General features: G+C 64.0%; 8 protein-coding genes. 4 read left to right on the top strand and 4 right to left on the bottom strand.

What is annotated here, in order from left to right:
• Nucleotides 1-336: 336 nt before the first annotated feature.
• The 4 genes from AC1PLA_RS13765 to AC1PLA_RS13780 all read left to right on the top strand — a co-directional run bounded on the left by AC1PLA_RS13765 (nucleotide 337) and on the right by AC1PLA_RS13780 (nucleotide 10407).
• Nucleotides 337-3387 carry a TonB-dependent receptor gene (locus AC1PLA_RS13765; RefSeq protein ID WP_481104754.1) on the top strand — a complete coding sequence of 1017 codons (3051 nt, stop codon included), beginning with the start codon at nucleotides 337-339 and terminating at the stop codon, nucleotides 3385-3387.
• A 249-nt stretch (nucleotides 3388-3636) separates the two neighbouring features.
• Nucleotides 3637-5739, top strand: coding sequence for a M13 family metallopeptidase (locus AC1PLA_RS13770; RefSeq protein WP_481106202.1), 2103 nt, complete (start codon nucleotides 3637-3639; stop codon nucleotides 5737-5739).
• Between the two features lie 365 nt (nucleotides 5740-6104).
• Nucleotides 6105-8210 (top strand): M13 family metallopeptidase, encoded by a 2106-nt coding sequence (locus AC1PLA_RS13775; RefSeq protein ID WP_481106203.1) that lies wholly within the window; start codon nucleotides 6105-6107, stop codon nucleotides 8208-8210.
• Between the two features lie 184 nt (nucleotides 8211-8394).
• Nucleotides 8395-10407, top strand: coding sequence for a M13 family metallopeptidase (locus tag AC1PLA_RS13780; protein WP_481104755.1), 2013 nt, complete (start codon nucleotides 8395-8397; stop codon nucleotides 10405-10407).
• A gap of 215 nt (nucleotides 10408-10622) precedes the next feature.
• Here the strand turns inward: AC1PLA_RS13780 and AC1PLA_RS13785 are convergent, their stop codons facing one another.
• The 4 genes from AC1PLA_RS13785 to AC1PLA_RS13800 all read right to left on the bottom strand — a co-directional run bounded on the left by AC1PLA_RS13785 (nucleotide 10623) and on the right by AC1PLA_RS13800 (nucleotide 14861).
• The gene (locus AC1PLA_RS13785) at nucleotides 10623-11318 is read right to left on the bottom strand and encodes a rhomboid family intramembrane serine protease (RefSeq protein WP_039523057.1); all 696 of its coding nucleotides are present in this window, start codon (nucleotides 11316-11318) and stop codon (nucleotides 10623-10625) included.
• A 40-nt stretch (nucleotides 11319-11358) separates the two neighbouring features.
• On the bottom strand, nucleotides 11359-11766 hold the full coding sequence (locus tag AC1PLA_RS13790; protein ID WP_481104756.1) for an MGMT family protein: 408 nt from the start codon (nucleotides 11764-11766) through the stop codon (nucleotides 11359-11361).
• A gap of 477 nt (nucleotides 11767-12243) precedes the next feature.
• Nucleotides 12244-13614 carry a glutathione-disulfide reductase gene (gene gorA / locus AC1PLA_RS13795; protein WP_481104757.1) on the bottom strand — a complete coding sequence of 457 codons (1371 nt, stop codon included), beginning with the start codon at nucleotides 13612-13614 and terminating at the stop codon, nucleotides 12244-12246.
• Nucleotides 13611-14861 (bottom strand): NAD(P)/FAD-dependent oxidoreductase, encoded by a 1251-nt coding sequence (locus AC1PLA_RS13800; RefSeq protein ID WP_481104758.1) that lies wholly within the window; start codon nucleotides 14859-14861, stop codon nucleotides 13611-13613. Before AC1PLA_RS13800 ends, gorA begins: the two co-directional genes overlap by 4 nt.
• Nucleotides 14862-14866 lie beyond the last annotated feature (5 nt).

Below are 14866 nucleotides of genomic sequence, written 5' to 3' on the forward strand. Positions count from 1 at the left end.
TTTTTTTAATTGATATTGCAGATGAAACCATTTAACCAGGCTCGACAACTGACCGCAGGTACGTTTACCAAGTAGCGTTCGGTTGATCGCGCCTAATTTCACGCCGCATCGTGCGCACTGACAAAAATGAATGCCCGGGCAAGCGAAGTACGCCCTTGTTCGCATACCCGACAATTTGTGCACAGATCCGCACATTTGATGCGGATCTTGCCCTTTTCATTAACGAATCATTCAAAAGGCTTGCGACACTGCACACAGATTCATTACGTTCGGGTTAAGGCCATCTGACTCTTCGATGACCGCCACTTCTCCCGATACCCAGCTGAAAGGTTAGGAATGAGCAATCAATTTCGTCGCCATGCCCTCAAGCGCACCGCTCTGGCAGTTGTGCTCGGCGCCTGTCTCGCCAATGGCGCGGTCTATGCACAAAGCACGACCGGCAGCATCTACGGTAGCGCTCCCTCGGAAGCCGGCAGCACCATCGTCGTTCAAAGCGACACCGGCCTCAGCCGGACGATCACCGTCGACGCCAATGGTCGTTACAACCTCGGCTCTTTGCCGGTCGGCGCTTACACCGTCACCTTGAAGCGTGGCGATCAGGTCGTCGACACCCGCAAGAACGTGCAGTTGCGCGTCGGATCCGGGACCGAGGTGTCGTTTGCTGGCGCAAACGCTGGAGCAGGCAACGAAGATGCGACCACACTTGGCGCCATCACGGTCACCGCCGCGAACGCGCCAAAAATTGACGTGAGTTCGACTAGCGCGCGCTCGGTGATCACCTCCCAACAGCTCGCAGTGCTGCCGCTCGGCCGCAGCGCAGAGGCAATCGCACTGCTGGCGCCTGGTGCTGTCGCGGGTAGCGGAGCATTTGACAACGGCTCGCGCTCGGTTGTTTCGTTCGGTGGCGCCGGTGTGACCGAAAACGCGTACTACATTAACGGCTTCAATGTCAGCAATCCGCTCAGCAATCTCGGCGGCGTCAGCCTTCCCTATGGTGCGATCGACCAGCAGGAAACCTACACCGGCGGCTACAGCGCCCGTTACGGCCGCTCCACCGGCGGTGTGATCAACCAGGTCGGCAAGCGCGGCACCAACGAATGGCATTTTGGCGCACAGGCCGTCTGGGAACCCAAGTCGCTGGCCAGCTCGCCTGAGAACGTGCGTTTCCCCAATAACACGCTCCCGGACGGATTTGAGTACACCAATCCCGACCAGCCCGGCACGTTGTATCGCAGCCGCAAGGACGATGGTGCCACCCGTACCGTCTACAGCGCCTACGCGGGCGGCCCGTTGATCGAGGACAAATTATTCGTCTTCGTCGCGGGCGAATCGGACAAGACCGATGGCGTGTCCACCAACTCGAGCGCGGCCAGTGTGTTGGGACGTAACAACTACGCCTACAGCGCACCCAAGTTCTACGGCAAGATCGACTGGAACATCAACGACAGCAATATCCTCGAGTACACGCGCATCGAGAGCACCGATCGCCGCGGCGGTTACTACACCGATTTCGATTACAACACCTTGTCCGGTGGCGGCCGTAGCGGCACTTTTGCTGACACTTACAAGATCAAGGACCGCTACGACATCTTCAAGTACACCGGGTACCTGACGGATGACCTGACCTTGAATGCCACCTGGGGTCGTAGCCGGCAGGACAATCTGCAAGCCAATCCGTATGTGTCGGAACTGCCTTATCTGCAGAATGTGACCAATCAGAACCCGGCGCTGACCGGCGGCACACCCATCACCAACGACCAGGCCAGCAACCGCACCAAGGCCGATCGGCCGCAGAACAAGACGCGCAGCCTGCGGCTTGAACTTGAATACCGGCTTGGCGATCATGACCTGACCGCCGGTGTGGACAACATGTACTTCAATGCCTCCGACGAAGGCGTGCGGACCACTGGCCCAGGATACCAGTGGCTGTTTGCCCGCCAGTCCAATCCCAACATTGATATCCGCCCAAGCCTGGGTGTTGGCCCCTCCGGTGGCGACGGTTACTACGCGCAGCGGCGCATCTTCACCACCACCACCAGCATGGCCGTGGAACAGAAGGCGTACTACCTGGAAGATCGCTGGCAGGTGAGCGACAACTGGTTGGTACTGCTCGGCATCCGCAACGACAAGTTCACCAACTTCAACAGCGCAGGCGCGCCGTATGTCGACAGTGGCGACCAGTGGGCCCCGCGGCTGGGCGTGAGCTGGGACGTGTTCGGCGACTCGTCGTTGAAACTGTATGCAAACGCAGGGCGCTACTACCTGGCCCTGCCCAATAGCGTTGCCGTCCGTGGCGCATCGGCCTCCACCTACACCGATGAATATTTCGCCTACAGCGGCCTGGATGCCAACGGCGAGCCGACCGGCCTGAGAGCCCTGGGTCCCGGACCGGTCTCCTCCAATGGAGAGTATGGGCAGACGCCTGATCCCAACTCCTTCGCGCCCAGCGATCTCAAGTCGCAGTACCAGGATGAGTTCCTGGTTGGCTTCGAAAAGACCCTTGGCGAAAAGTGGAATTCCGGCGCGAAGGTGACCTACCGCAAGTTGCAGACAGCTATCGACGACGTGTGCGATACCGGCAAGATGGCAGACAAGCTGGAAGCGAGTGGCATCGACTCCTCGTCGGTGGCCATTCCCGGTTGCGTGATGTTCAATCCGGGCGAAACCAACACCTATAACCTGGCCAATAACGATGGTTCCGGTCGGACCCAGGTGCGCATGTCCCAGGACGACTGGGGCTTCACCAGCGGCGCCAAACGCAACTATGTGTCGGTCGACCTGTTCCTGGAGCATCCCTTCGATGAGAAATGGTTCGCTCGCGTCGACTACACCTGGTCGCACCTGTACGGCAATACCGAAGGCCAGGTGAAATCCGATCTGGGCCAAGCGGACGTTTCCAAGACCCAGGACTGGGATTCGGCAGAGTTGATGTACTACGCAGGCGGCAGCCTGGCCAACGATCGCCGTCACCAGCTCAAGGCGTTCGGCGCGTATCAGTTCACGCCCGAGTGGATGGCATCGGCAACGGTTCGAGTTCTGTCGGGAACGCCCAAGTCCTGCCTGGGCTATTTCGGCCAGGGCGAACAGGATCCCATCGGCTATGAATCCGGCTACCACTACTGCGCAGGGACACCATCCCGTCCAGGCGATGCAGGCCGGACTCCCTGGCTGACCAATCTGGATTTGGGCGTGACCTATCGCCCGGCGTTTGCTGACCATAAGCTCGCCATCGGATTACAGGTGTTCAACGTCATCAACGATCGTGACGAGACCCGTACCGAAGCCGTTTATGGGGACGATCGCTACACGGTTTCCAATACTTATGGCATGGGTACGTATTTCAACCCGCCACGCTTTGTCCGCCTGTCGGCATCGTATGACTTCTGAGCACTGAGCAAGGCGTCAGCAGGCATTGTGCTGCATGTTCTCCACGGCCCCGCAAGGGGCCGTTTTTTTTGGTCCGGGCGGCAGCGAAACGTAACAAAGCCAGCGTGCATCGGTGGCCTCCCCCCCTCACCCATGACCTTCGACACCATGCCTATCGGCTAGGCAGGCGTAGAGTGCCGGCCACAGCCCCGGCGACGGGGCTTCCCACATCTGCTCCTGGAGCCCTTTGTGATTCGTACACCTCATTTGTTGACCCTGTCCCTGGCCGTGGCCGCCGCGCTGAGCGGTTGCAAGAAATCCGAAGACGCCGCGCCGGCCGCGCCCGCGGCCGACACCGCCGCAACCACCCCGGCGGCTCCCAAGACGCTGACCCTGGACCAGAGCAAGCTGCCGGCCGTGAACCAGTTCACCGCCGCCGACCTGGATACCAACGGCAACGCCTGCACGGATTTGAATGCGTACGCCAACGCCAAGTTCCTGGCCGCCAACCCGGTGCCGAGCGATCGCACCAGCTGGGGCGCGTTCGAGATGCTCGACGAGCGCTCCAATGCGATCCAGCAGCAGCTGGTCGAACAGGCCGCGGCCGACACCAGCGCCACCGGCGTGGAAAAGATCGTCGGCGACCTGTGGTCTACCGGCATGGACGAGGCCAAGATCAACGCCCAGGGCATCGAGCCGCTGAAGCCGGAACTGGCCGCGATCGACGCCATCAACGACCAGGCCAAGCTGGTCGACTATCTGCGCAGCAGCGCCGCCAAGGGCAACAACGAGCTCTTCAGCTTCGGCGCCGAGGCGGACTTCAAGAAGTCCAGCCAGAACATCGCCTATGCCATGCAGGGCGGCCTGGGCCTGCCGGATCCGGAGTACTACACCAGTGCCGCCAACAAGGCCAAGCTGGAGGCCTACCAGGCGCACGTGGCCAAGGTGCTGGAACTGTCCGGCGTGGCCGCGGCCGATGCCGCCGCGCAGGCCAAGCAGGTGGTCGCGTTCGAGACCCGTCTGGCCAAGGTCTCCAAGACCAGCACCCAGATGTCGCGCGATGCCTCGCTGGCCTACAACCCGATCTCGCCGGCCGATGCCGACAAGCTGACTCCCAACTGGTCGTGGACCGAGTTCTTCAAGTCGCAGGGCGTGGCCACGCCGGAGATGTTCTCGCTGGCGATCCCGGCCTTCCACCAGGAAGTGAGCAAGATGATCGCCGACACCGATCCGGCGATCTGGCGCGCCTACCTGCGCTTCCACACCGTCGATGGTGCCTCGCCGTTCCTCAGCCAGCCGTTTGTGGATGAGAACTTCGCGTTCTACAACCAGACCCTGCGCGGGCAGAAGCAGATCAAGCCGCGCTGGAAGCGTGTGCTGGCGACCATCAATGGCCAGACCGGCGAAGCGCTGGGCCAAATGTACGTCAAGGTCGCCTTCCCGGCCGATTCCAAGGCCAAGATGGAAGCCCTGGTGACCAACCTGCGCACCGCGCTGAAGGCCCGCATTGAAAAGCTGGACTGGATGAGCCCGGAGACCAAGACCAAGGCGATCGCCAAGTGGGAAAGCTTCACGCCCAAGATCGGCTACCCGGAAAAGTGGCGCGAGTGGAACGGCTTGAACACCAGCCGCGACAGCTACCTGGGCAACGTGATGGCCGCGTCCGAGTACAACTACAAGTGGAACCTGTCCAAGATCGGCAAGCCGGTGGACAAGACCGAATGGGGCATGAGCCCGCAGACGGTCAACGCCTACTACAACCCGCTGCAGAACGAGATCGTGTTCCCGGCCGCGATCCTGCAGCCGCCGTTCTTCGACCCGAATGCGCCGGAGGAAATGAACTACGGCGGCATCGGTGCGGTGATCGGGCATGAGATGACCCACGGCTACGACGACCAGGGCAGCCGCTTCGGTGCCGATGGCAACTTCATCGCCGATCCGGGTTGGTGGACGCAGAAGGATCTGGACGCCTTCAAGGCACGCACCGGCAAGCTTGTGGCGCAGTTCGACGGCTATCGCACCCCGGCCGGCGACAAGGTCAAGGGCGACCTGACCCTGGGCGAAAACATCGCCGACCTGGGCGGCCTCAACACCGCCTACGACGCGATGAAGACCGCCACCGCCGGCAAGGACGATCCCAAGACCGACGGCATCACCCGTGACCAGCGCTTCTTCCTCAACTGGGCAACAGTGTGGCGCCGCAACTTCACTCCGGAAGAACTGGTGGTGCGCCTGAAGACCGATCCGCATGCCCCGGCCAACTTCCGCGCCATCGGTGCGCCGTCGAACATGCCGGCATTTGCCGCCGCGTTCTCGTGCAAGGCCGGCGATGCGATGGTGCGTCAAGGCGATCAGCAGGTCGTGATCTGGTAATTGCGCGACATTGGCAAGAGCGAGCGGCGATCTTCGGATCGCCGCTTTTTTTTGTGTGCGCCGTGGCGGCGTTGGCCGGGTGCGTAAACCTCTTTCGTCCGTACTGGCAGCGCCTGTGCCCCAACCGGAAATCAGCACGCCATTCCGGCAACCAAGCAGGCTGCACCTCGCCCGGGAGCGCTTTAGCAGGCACGCCGGAGACAAGCGCTTGTGCAGCGCCGGCCTGGATTGCCGTGGCTGCACCTGGTGAACGGATGCGCTTCGTGAACCGGTGTCTCCAGGCCAAGCTCAACAAACCTCAAACCCGGCGCTCGCAAGGCGGCGTCCGCTTATGCTCGGAGTCCATTTCCTCGCCGATGCCAGATATGCCCTTGCTCAAGACCTCCACCCTTGCCCTGGCCCTGCTGGTCGCCCTGCCTGGCTGCAAGCGCGCCTCCGATGCAGATGGCGCCCCGGCATCAGCGGCCACTTCGGCACCTGCCGCGCCGCCGGCCACGACAGCCAGCAAACCCGCATTCGATATCAGCGAGCTGGGCCCGGCAGCCAGCGCGTGCCAAAACCTGGACGACTTCGTCAATGGTGCCTGGGCCAAGGCCAATCCGATTCCGGCCGACCGCACCAGTTGGGGCATGTTCGACGAGCTGACAGAAAAGAGCCTGACGACGCAGCGTGAGATTGTTGAAAGCGCCGCGAAGCAGGCAGATACGCAGACCGACCCGCTCACACGCAAGCTTGGCCTGCTCTATGCCTCGGGCATGGACGAAGCCGCAATCGAGGCAGCGGGAGACCAACCCATCCATCCGTTGCTGGAGACGATTGGGGCGCTGAAATCCCCGGGAGAGGTCGCCAAGTACATCGCGAGCCGCTACGCGGAGGGTGACGGCCAGGTTTTCCAGTTCGGCGCGAGCGCGGACTTCCACAAGGCAGACCAGCAAATCGCCTTCGCCAACGAAGGCGGCCTCGGCCTGCCAACAAAGGACTACTACACCGCTGCCGAGTACGCCCCCATTCGGGAAGCCTATCTGGCCTACATCGCCAAATCGTTCGAGCTCACCGGCAGCAATGCCGATGCGGCCAAGGCACAGGCCAAGGACGTGATGGCGCTGGAATCGCGTCTGGCTGCTGCGTCGCTTTCGCCGACTGACGCACGCCAACCCAAGAACCAGTACAACTTTGTCAGCGTTGCCGAGGCAGACGCGCTCACCCCGCACTTTTCGTGGAAAGATTTCTTTGCCGCGCAAGGCGTGGATGTCGGTGCCGGCTTCTCGCTGTCGCAACCGCGCTTCTTCGCTGCGTTCGACCACCAGTTGGCGAGTGCGCCCATTGCACAGTGGCAGGCGTATCTACGCTTCCACACCATCGACGATGCATCCAAACATCTCAGCAAGGCCTTTGTCGACAACAACTTCGCTTTCTACGGCAAGGCTCTGTCCGGGCAGCCAGAGCAACGCCCACGTTGGAAACGCGTCCTGCGCGCGCTCGACTCCGCCATGGGCGAAGGCCTTGGCCAGCTCTACGTCGCCGAAGTCTTCACGCCCGAAGCCAAGCAACGCGCGGCCGAACTGGTCGACAACGTCCGCGCCGCGCTCAAGACGCGCATCGAAAACGTGGATTGGATGAGCGCCGAAACCAAGGCAAAGGCGCTTGCCAAGTGGAACGCGTTCCTGCCCAACATCGGCTACCCCGACACCTGGCGCGACTGGTCGGGACTGGACATCGTGCCGGGGGCGTACTACCGCAATCTGCAGGCGGCTGCCAAGTTCAACTACCGCTATGACATCGCTCAAATCGGCAAGCCCACCGATCGCAAGCGTTGGTCGATGACGCCCCAGACGGTCAACGCGTACTACAGCCCCAGCACCAACACCATCAATTTCCCGGCCGGCATTCTGCAACCGCCGTTCTTCGATGCCAATGCCGACGATGCCCTGAACTACGGCGCCATCGGCGCGGTGATCGGGCACGAAGCCACGCATGGCTTCGACGATCAAGGCAGCCAGTTCGATGGTGCGGGCAACAACGTCAATTGGTGGACGGCGCAGGATCGCAAGGCATTCGAACAGCGTGCCGATACCCTGGTAAAGCAGTTCGATGCCTATGTTCCGCTGCCCAGCCACCCCAAGCTGCATGTCAACGGCAAGCTCACCCTCGGCGAGAACATTGCCGACCTGGGCGGTATCAACATTGCCTACGACGCCCTGCAGACTGCATTGCGCCAGCATCCCGAGCGGGTCGCGCGCATCGACGGCTACAGCCCCGAGCAGCGGTTTTTCCTGGGCTTTGCGCGCAACTGGCGCGGACAGACGCGCGAGCAGCAACAACTGGTCTACCTGGCGAGCGATCCGCACTCACCGGACAACCTGCGCGCCATCGCATCACCGTCAAACATGCCGCAGTTCGCCACCGCCTTCGCCTGCAAGCCGGGCGATGCAATGGTGCGCCCGGAGAAAGACCGCGTGGTGATCTGGTAATTCGGTGCAGTTAGCGCCTGCAATCGGTTCCAGCAGCAACGCAACACGCACAGGCCCGCACCCGCGGGCCTGTCGCGTTCATGCAAGCGGCCGGCACCGAGGACCGCGGGCAGCTCGTGCCCGCCTGCACGGGGCGCAGCCTTGCTAAACTCCGCCGACTTCAATCTGGCCACCCTTCTTCTCGATGCCCACCATTCGTCCGCTTGCCCTCGCTCTTGGCTTCAGCCTGATCACGCTGCTGTCCGCCCCCGACGCCGACGCCGCTCGCAAGAAGAAGGCTGCTCCCAAGGCGCCGGCCGTCTCGGCGGCCTGCACCAATTTCTACGATTACGCCAATGCCGGCTGGCTCAAGGCCAACCCGGTGCCGCAGGCCGGTGCCGTTACCGCGCTGGGCCAGCTGTCCGAGCGCGCGCTGCAGCAGCAACGCGAGTTGCTGGATGCATCGATGAAGACGCCGCAGGGCAATGTGCAGAAGCTGCTCGGCGACTTCTGGGCCAGCGGCCTGGACGAAGCATCCGTCGAAAAGGACGGCTCCAACCCTATCGCCCCCTTGCTGTCGCGCATCGACGCGATCAAGAAGGCCAAGGATGTGCCCGCTTCCATCGCAGCATTGCATCAGGTCGGTATCCCGGTCGGCTTCAATTTCGGCCCGGACGTGGACCTGAAGGCGCTTGACCGGCACATCGGGTATTTCATGCAGGGCGGCATGGGCCTGCCGGACCCGGCGTTCTACACCCGCACCGACGCCGACACCCAGGCGCTGATGGGCCGCTACCGCGCCTACGTCAAGCAGATCCTGGCGCTGACCGGCACCCCGGCCGACAGGCTGGACGCCGATGCCGCCTCGGTGCTGCAGATCGAGACCGCGCTGGCGCGCAGCGCGCAGTCGGTGCAGGGCATCAACAACCCGTTCAACAACTATGCCCCGATCGCCACCAAGGAGCTGACCAAGCAGTACAAGAATCTGCGCCTGACCGACTTCCTGGAAGCGCAGGGCGTCAAGGACGACCTGGTGTCGATGGCTGACCCGGCCATGTTCAAGCAGCTCGACAGCATGATCGTCAGCATCAAGCCGGAGCAGTGGAAGGCCTATCTGCGCTGGCGCGTGGGCGATGCGATGGCGCCGTACCTGTCCAAGAGCTTCCACGATGCCGAATACCAGTTCCGCGGCCGTCTGCTGCGTGGCGATGCACTGCCGCCGCAGCGCTGGCAGCAGGTGCTGGACGCGATCAATGTCGCCGCCGGCCCGATGCTCGGCCGCGAATACGTGGCGCGTTACCTGAGCAGCGACACGCGCCGCCAGGCCGAAGCCATCGCCGACCAGCTGCGCGACGCGCAGCTGGCCGCGCTGGAGCGCACCGGCTGGGGCAACGGCGAGGTGATCGCCGAAGCCAAGGCCAAGCTGGCGGCGATGAAGATCGAAGTCGGCGCGCCGCGTCGCGATCTGGATTACACCGTGCAGCCGATGGGCCGCGGCAGCTTTGGCGGCAACATGCTGATCGCCTCGACCTGGCGCCACCGCGAGGAGATGAAGCGCATCGGCAAGGGCAACGCCGACCGTCGCTGGGACGTGCTGCCGCAGCAGCCGGCAGTGGCCTACGACATCGCGCAGAACCGCCTGATCATCACCGCCGCCGTGCTGCAGCCGCCGGTGCTGACCGCCGGCAGCACACCGGCCGCGCAGTACGGCGCTTACGGCGCGCTGGTCGCCCACGAAATCACCCGCGCCATCGATGCCAAGGGCTCGCTGGTGGATGCCAAGGGCGAGTTGCGCAGCTGGTGGACGCCGGCCGAGAAGACCAGCTGGACCCTGCTGACCGACAAGGTGGCCAGCCAGTTTGGTGCCTACCCCTACCCGGGCGTGCCCAACGTCAAGGTCAACGGTGCGCAGACCGCCGAAGAAAACCTGGCCGACCTGGCCGGCATCGAACTGGCCTGGCAGGCCTTCAGCAAGGCACAGCCAGCGGCCACCGAGGCCGACAAGCAGGCGTTCTTCACTGCCTGGGCCGGCTTGTGGGCCCAGCAGCTGTCGCCGAACGAAGCGGTGCAGCGTGCCAGTGCCGACATCCGGGCGCCGGGCCAGTGGCGGACCAACGGCCCGCTGTCCAACCTGCCGGAGTTCGGTGCGGCGTTCAGCTGCAAGGCCGGCCAGCCGATGCAGCGCCTGGACGCCGAGCAGTTGAAGATCTGGCGCTGATTCAAGCGCCAGGAAGTCACTGGCAATCCACACGCAGTGGCAGGCAATAAAAAAGAGCGCGGACTCCGCGCTCTTTTTTTGTGCCTGGCGTTTCTTCCATGACAGCACTCGCTTGGTAGGAGCGGCCCCGGCCGCGATGAAGCCTAACCGGTAAAACCCCATCGCGGCCAGGGCCGCTCCTACGGATCACCTGGATCTGCCACGCCGCGACTATCTCAACGCACCACACGCAGCGGCGGCTTGCGCCCCTTGCCACCGCCCTTCTTGCCGCTGCCGCCAAACGGCGACTGCCCGCGCCAGTAGCGGATCATCAGCCAGCCGAACAGCATGCCGCCCAGATGCGCGAAGTGGGCCACGCCCGGCTGCCAGCCGGTTGCACCCAGGAACAGTTCGATCGCACCGAACACGATCACGAAAGTGCGCGCCTTCATCGGGATCGGCGGAAACAGCAGCATCACCCGCTGATTGGGGAACAGCATGCCGTAGGCCAGCAACAGACCGAACACCCCGCCCGACGCCCCCACCACCGGCGCCCCGCTCTGGGTGAACCAGGCCATCAGCAACTGACACACGCCGGCACCGGCCACGCACACCAGGTAATAGGTCAGAAAGCGCTTCTGCCCCCAGGTCTGCTCCAGCGCCGCGCCGAACATGAAAAGCGCCAGCATGTTGAAGAACAGATGGTTGAAACCGCCATGCAGGAACGCATAGGTCAGCAACTGCCATGGCATGAAGCTGGCGCCGGGCGAGAACGCATCGAAGCCGTTGGAAATCGGCCACAGCATCAACGACGACAGCGCCGCATCGGAGGGCAGCACGCCGGCGCCCAGGTCGCCCAATGCCCATTGCAGCAGGAACAAGCCAATATTGGCGATCAACAACGCTTTGGTGACGGGCGGCAGTTGGGGCATGACGGCATCCTTCGGAATGCCAACCATCATAACGGCAGGCTTATGAAGGTCCCCACACGGCCGCATCCAGGGTTTGCGCGGCACTCGCACGGCGCACCCGGCCCTGCTCGACCGCCACGCCTTCGGCACGCAGCCGCCGACATTGCTCACGGTAGCCGGATGAGCCTTCCGGCAACGCGATCCGGCCATCGCTGCGCAGCACCCGGTGCCAGGGCAGCTGCGGATCGTCATTGCCGCTGAGCACGCGCGCCACCAGCCGCGCCCGCCCGGGCAGGCCGGCGCGCAGTGCGACCTCGCCATAGCCGGCAACCTGGCCGGAAGGTATTGCACGAATCGCCGCAAGAATGCGCAGTCGCGCCTGTTCGCCGGAGAGCGGCTCGGCGTTGGAGGCGGAGCGCGGAGATGGGTTGGCGGATCGACGCGTCGTTGGTTTGCGGGGCTTGGACATCGCGCAAGGATGCCAGCTATGGGATTGAAATCCCTCTTCCGTCCGAGCGAGGAGGCAGTGTTTGCGCGCTGTCGGTGCGCGTGTCTTGACGCGCCTTGGCCGACAGCGCGAAGCGGGATTGAGGTGAGGGTTCGGGCGGCACGAGGCACGGCGGACAAGCAGCGCGGTCAACTTCCACGCATGGCCGGATGAGGCATGGCCGGCTGGGACGGCAGATCGGCAGCTGAGTGATGCATCGAGCGTGCCGGACCCTCACCCCAACCCCTTTCCCGAGGGGAGAGGGGCTTTGATCCGTTTGCTTGCGGGGGCCTGACCTGCGTCAAGCGCACCTACGTCGGGCGCAGAAGTGGCGTGCGGTGTCGCGCTGGGCTATCGCAAGTTGTGAAACGCAGGGGCCAACGGCAGTCCCTGTCTCCGGCCGGTGACTGATGCCCCTCGTTGGCCCGGTCACAACTGCCGTACCAATGCATCAATGCATCAATGCATCAACACGATCTCTTCCGACGAGGTGGGATGGATCGCCACGGTCTCGTCGAAGTCGCGTTTGGTCGCACCCATCTTCACTGCCACCGCAAAGCCCTGCAGCATTTCGTCGGCGCTCTCGCCCAGCAGATGCACGCCGACCACGCGCTCTTGTTCGCCCACGCAGACCAGCTTGAACAGGCTGCGCTGCGGCGCGTCGGCCAGCGCGTGCAACATTGGGCGGAAGTTGCTGCGGTAGATGCGCACCGCGCTGCCGTGCCGCGCGCGTGCCTGTTCCTCGGTCAGCCCGACCTGCCCGAGCGGCGGATGCGAGAACACCACGCTCGGCACGCCTTCGTAGTCCATGCGCGCATCCGGCTGCTTGCCGAACAGGCGATCCATCAACTTGCGTCCCGCATTGATCGCCACCGGCGTCAGTCCGACCTTGCCGCCGACATCACCGATGGCATGGATGTTCGGCACGTTGGTGGTCTGGCCTTCGTCCACCACCACCTCGCCTTTGTCGCCCAGACGCACGCCGACCTCTTCCAGACCCAGCCCTGCCGTGTTGGCACGCCGGCCGGTGGCGAAAAACACCTTGTCGAAGACGTCGTTGCCCTGCTCGCTGGGGTGCGCGGGATGACCATGCACGCGCAGCTTGCCTTCTGCATCGCGTTCCAGGCCGGTGGTGGAAAAACCGAAATGCAGGCGCACGCCCAGATGCCGCAGGTTGTCGGCCAGTTGCAGGGTCAGCTCGGCATCGAAGCGTTCCAGCAACCGCTCGCCCTGCACGAACAGATGCACACGGCTGCCCAGCGCTTGCAGCAGGCCGGCGATCTCCACCGCGATATAGCCGCCGCCGATGATCGCTACCTGCGCGGGCGCATGACAGAGATTGAAGAAATCGTCGGACACCTCACCGTGCTCGGCACCTTCGATGTCCGGCCGCAGCGGATGCGCGCCGGTGGCGATCACGATGTGCTCGGCGGTCACCGGCACGCCGTCACCGCCCATGATGGTATGGCGATCCTGCAACACACCGCGCTGCGGAATCATGACCACGCCATCTTCGTTGAGGCGGCGCCGATAACTGGCGTGGATGTTGCCGATATAGCCCTGCCGGTGGGTGACCAGTTCCTGCCACGCCAGGGTCGGTCGCGGCACATCGAAACCCAGCGCCCCGGCCAACTCGATCTTGCCGGCCAGATCGGCCGCCAGCCACATCGCCTTCTTCGGCACGCAGCCGAGATTGACGCAGGTGCCGCCCAATTCGTTCGGCTCCATCATCGCCACGCGCGCGCCATACTTGGCTGCGCGAAACGCAGCGGCCAGTCCACCGGAGCCGCCCCCCAGAATCACCACGTCGTAGTCGTACCGGGCACTCATGCGAAGCGCTCCGCCCGGTAGGGATGCGGGTCCAGCGCAGGTGCGCGGCCCGTGATCAGGTCGGCCATCAATTGTCCGCTTGCAGTGCTCATGCTGATGCCGAGCATGCCATGCCCGGCTGCGAGCCAGACGTGAGGACGACCCGGCACCGCGCCCAGCACCGGCACGTCGTCCCAGGTCATTGGCCGCCATCCATACCAGCGCTCGATCACGGCCGGACCGGCCGGCACATACAGATAATCGGCCGCTGCGCGCTCCAGTGCCGCCAGGCGCGTGGGGTTGAGGTGGGTGTCGTGCCCGGAGAATTCCATCGTGCTGCCGATCCGCAGGCGATCGCGCCACGGCACCACGAACACCCAACGGTCCTTCAGCACCACCGGGCGACGCGGCATCAGCGCCGGGGCGGTATAGGTGATCGAATAGCCCTTGCCGGCCTGCACCGGCAGACGCAATCCCAGTTGCGCCGCCAGCAGCGGCGACCACGGGCCGGTTGCGATGACCACCTCGCGCGCCTGCAGTCGCCCACGCGCGGTGTGCACGCACGCGCCGCGTGCGTCCGGCACCACCGCATCGACGCGGCACTGCGCCTGGATCACCGCACCGCGCGCGCGCAGCACTCTTGCCAGTTCTGCGGTGTAACGCTCCGGGCGCAGATGCGCATCACCGGGGAAATGGATCGCACCGGCAATGCCCGCGCGGAATGCCGGATCCTGGCGCTCGTAGTCGGCACCGTCGATCATTTCGGCCTGGATACCCCACTGCGCAAGCACGTTGCACTCGTGGCGATAGTGCGCAAAGCGGCGCGCATCGGCAAACACGTAGTCCAGCCCATCGCTGCGAAATTCGCAGTCCAGCGCATAGCGCTCGACCCAGTCGTCGAAGCGTTGCCGCGCATCGCCCAGCAACGCCGCGCGCGCCTGCGCGCTGGCCTGCCAGTGACGCGTATTGCAACGCTGCGCGAACTGCAGCAACCAGCGCCACAGCGTCGGGTCCAGACGTGGCCGGATATACAGCGGCGCGTCCGGCGTCAGCATCCACTTCAGCGCCTGCGCGATCATACCCGGCGCTGCCAGCGGCGGCGCATGGCTCGGCGTGATGGTGCCGCAGTTGCCGTACGACGTCGCCGCACCCACCGCACCGGCATCGAGCACGTGCACCTGCCGGCCCGCTTCGACCAGTGCCAGCGCAGTCGCCAGCCCAATGGCACCGGCACCGACCACCACCACATCGACAGGCGCGGCACTCATGTGTG

The sequence above is a fragment of the Xanthomonas sp. NCPPB 1826 genome, assembly GCF_056725285.1.

Excerpts from the sequence above, each read along its gene's own strand:
- AC1PLA_RS13765 (WP_481104754.1), top strand. The coding sequence starts at position 337 with ATGAGCAATCAATTTCGTCGCCATGCCCTCAAGCGCACCGCTCTGGCA.
- AC1PLA_RS13775 (WP_481106203.1), top strand. The coding sequence starts at position 6,105 with ATGCCCTTGCTCAAGACCTCCACCCTTGCCCTGGCCCTGCTGGTCGCC.
- AC1PLA_RS13780 (WP_481104755.1), top strand. The coding sequence starts at position 8,395 with ATGCCCACCATTCGTCCGCTTGCCCTCGCTCTTGGCTTCAGCCTGATC.
- AC1PLA_RS13785 (WP_039523057.1), bottom strand. The coding sequence starts at position 11,318 with ATGCCCCAACTGCCGCCCGTCACCAAAGCGTTGTTGATCGCCAATATT.
- AC1PLA_RS13790 (WP_481104756.1), bottom strand. The coding sequence starts at position 11,766 with ATGTCCAAGCCCCGCAAACCAACGACGCGTCGATCCGCCAACCCATCT.
- gorA (WP_481104757.1), bottom strand. The coding sequence starts at position 13,614 with ATGAGTGCCCGGTACGACTACGACGTGGTGATTCTGGGGGGCGGCTCC.
- AC1PLA_RS13800 (WP_481104758.1), bottom strand. The coding sequence starts at position 14,861 with ATGAGTGCCGCGCCTGTCGATGTGGTGGTGGTCGGTGCCGGTGCCATT.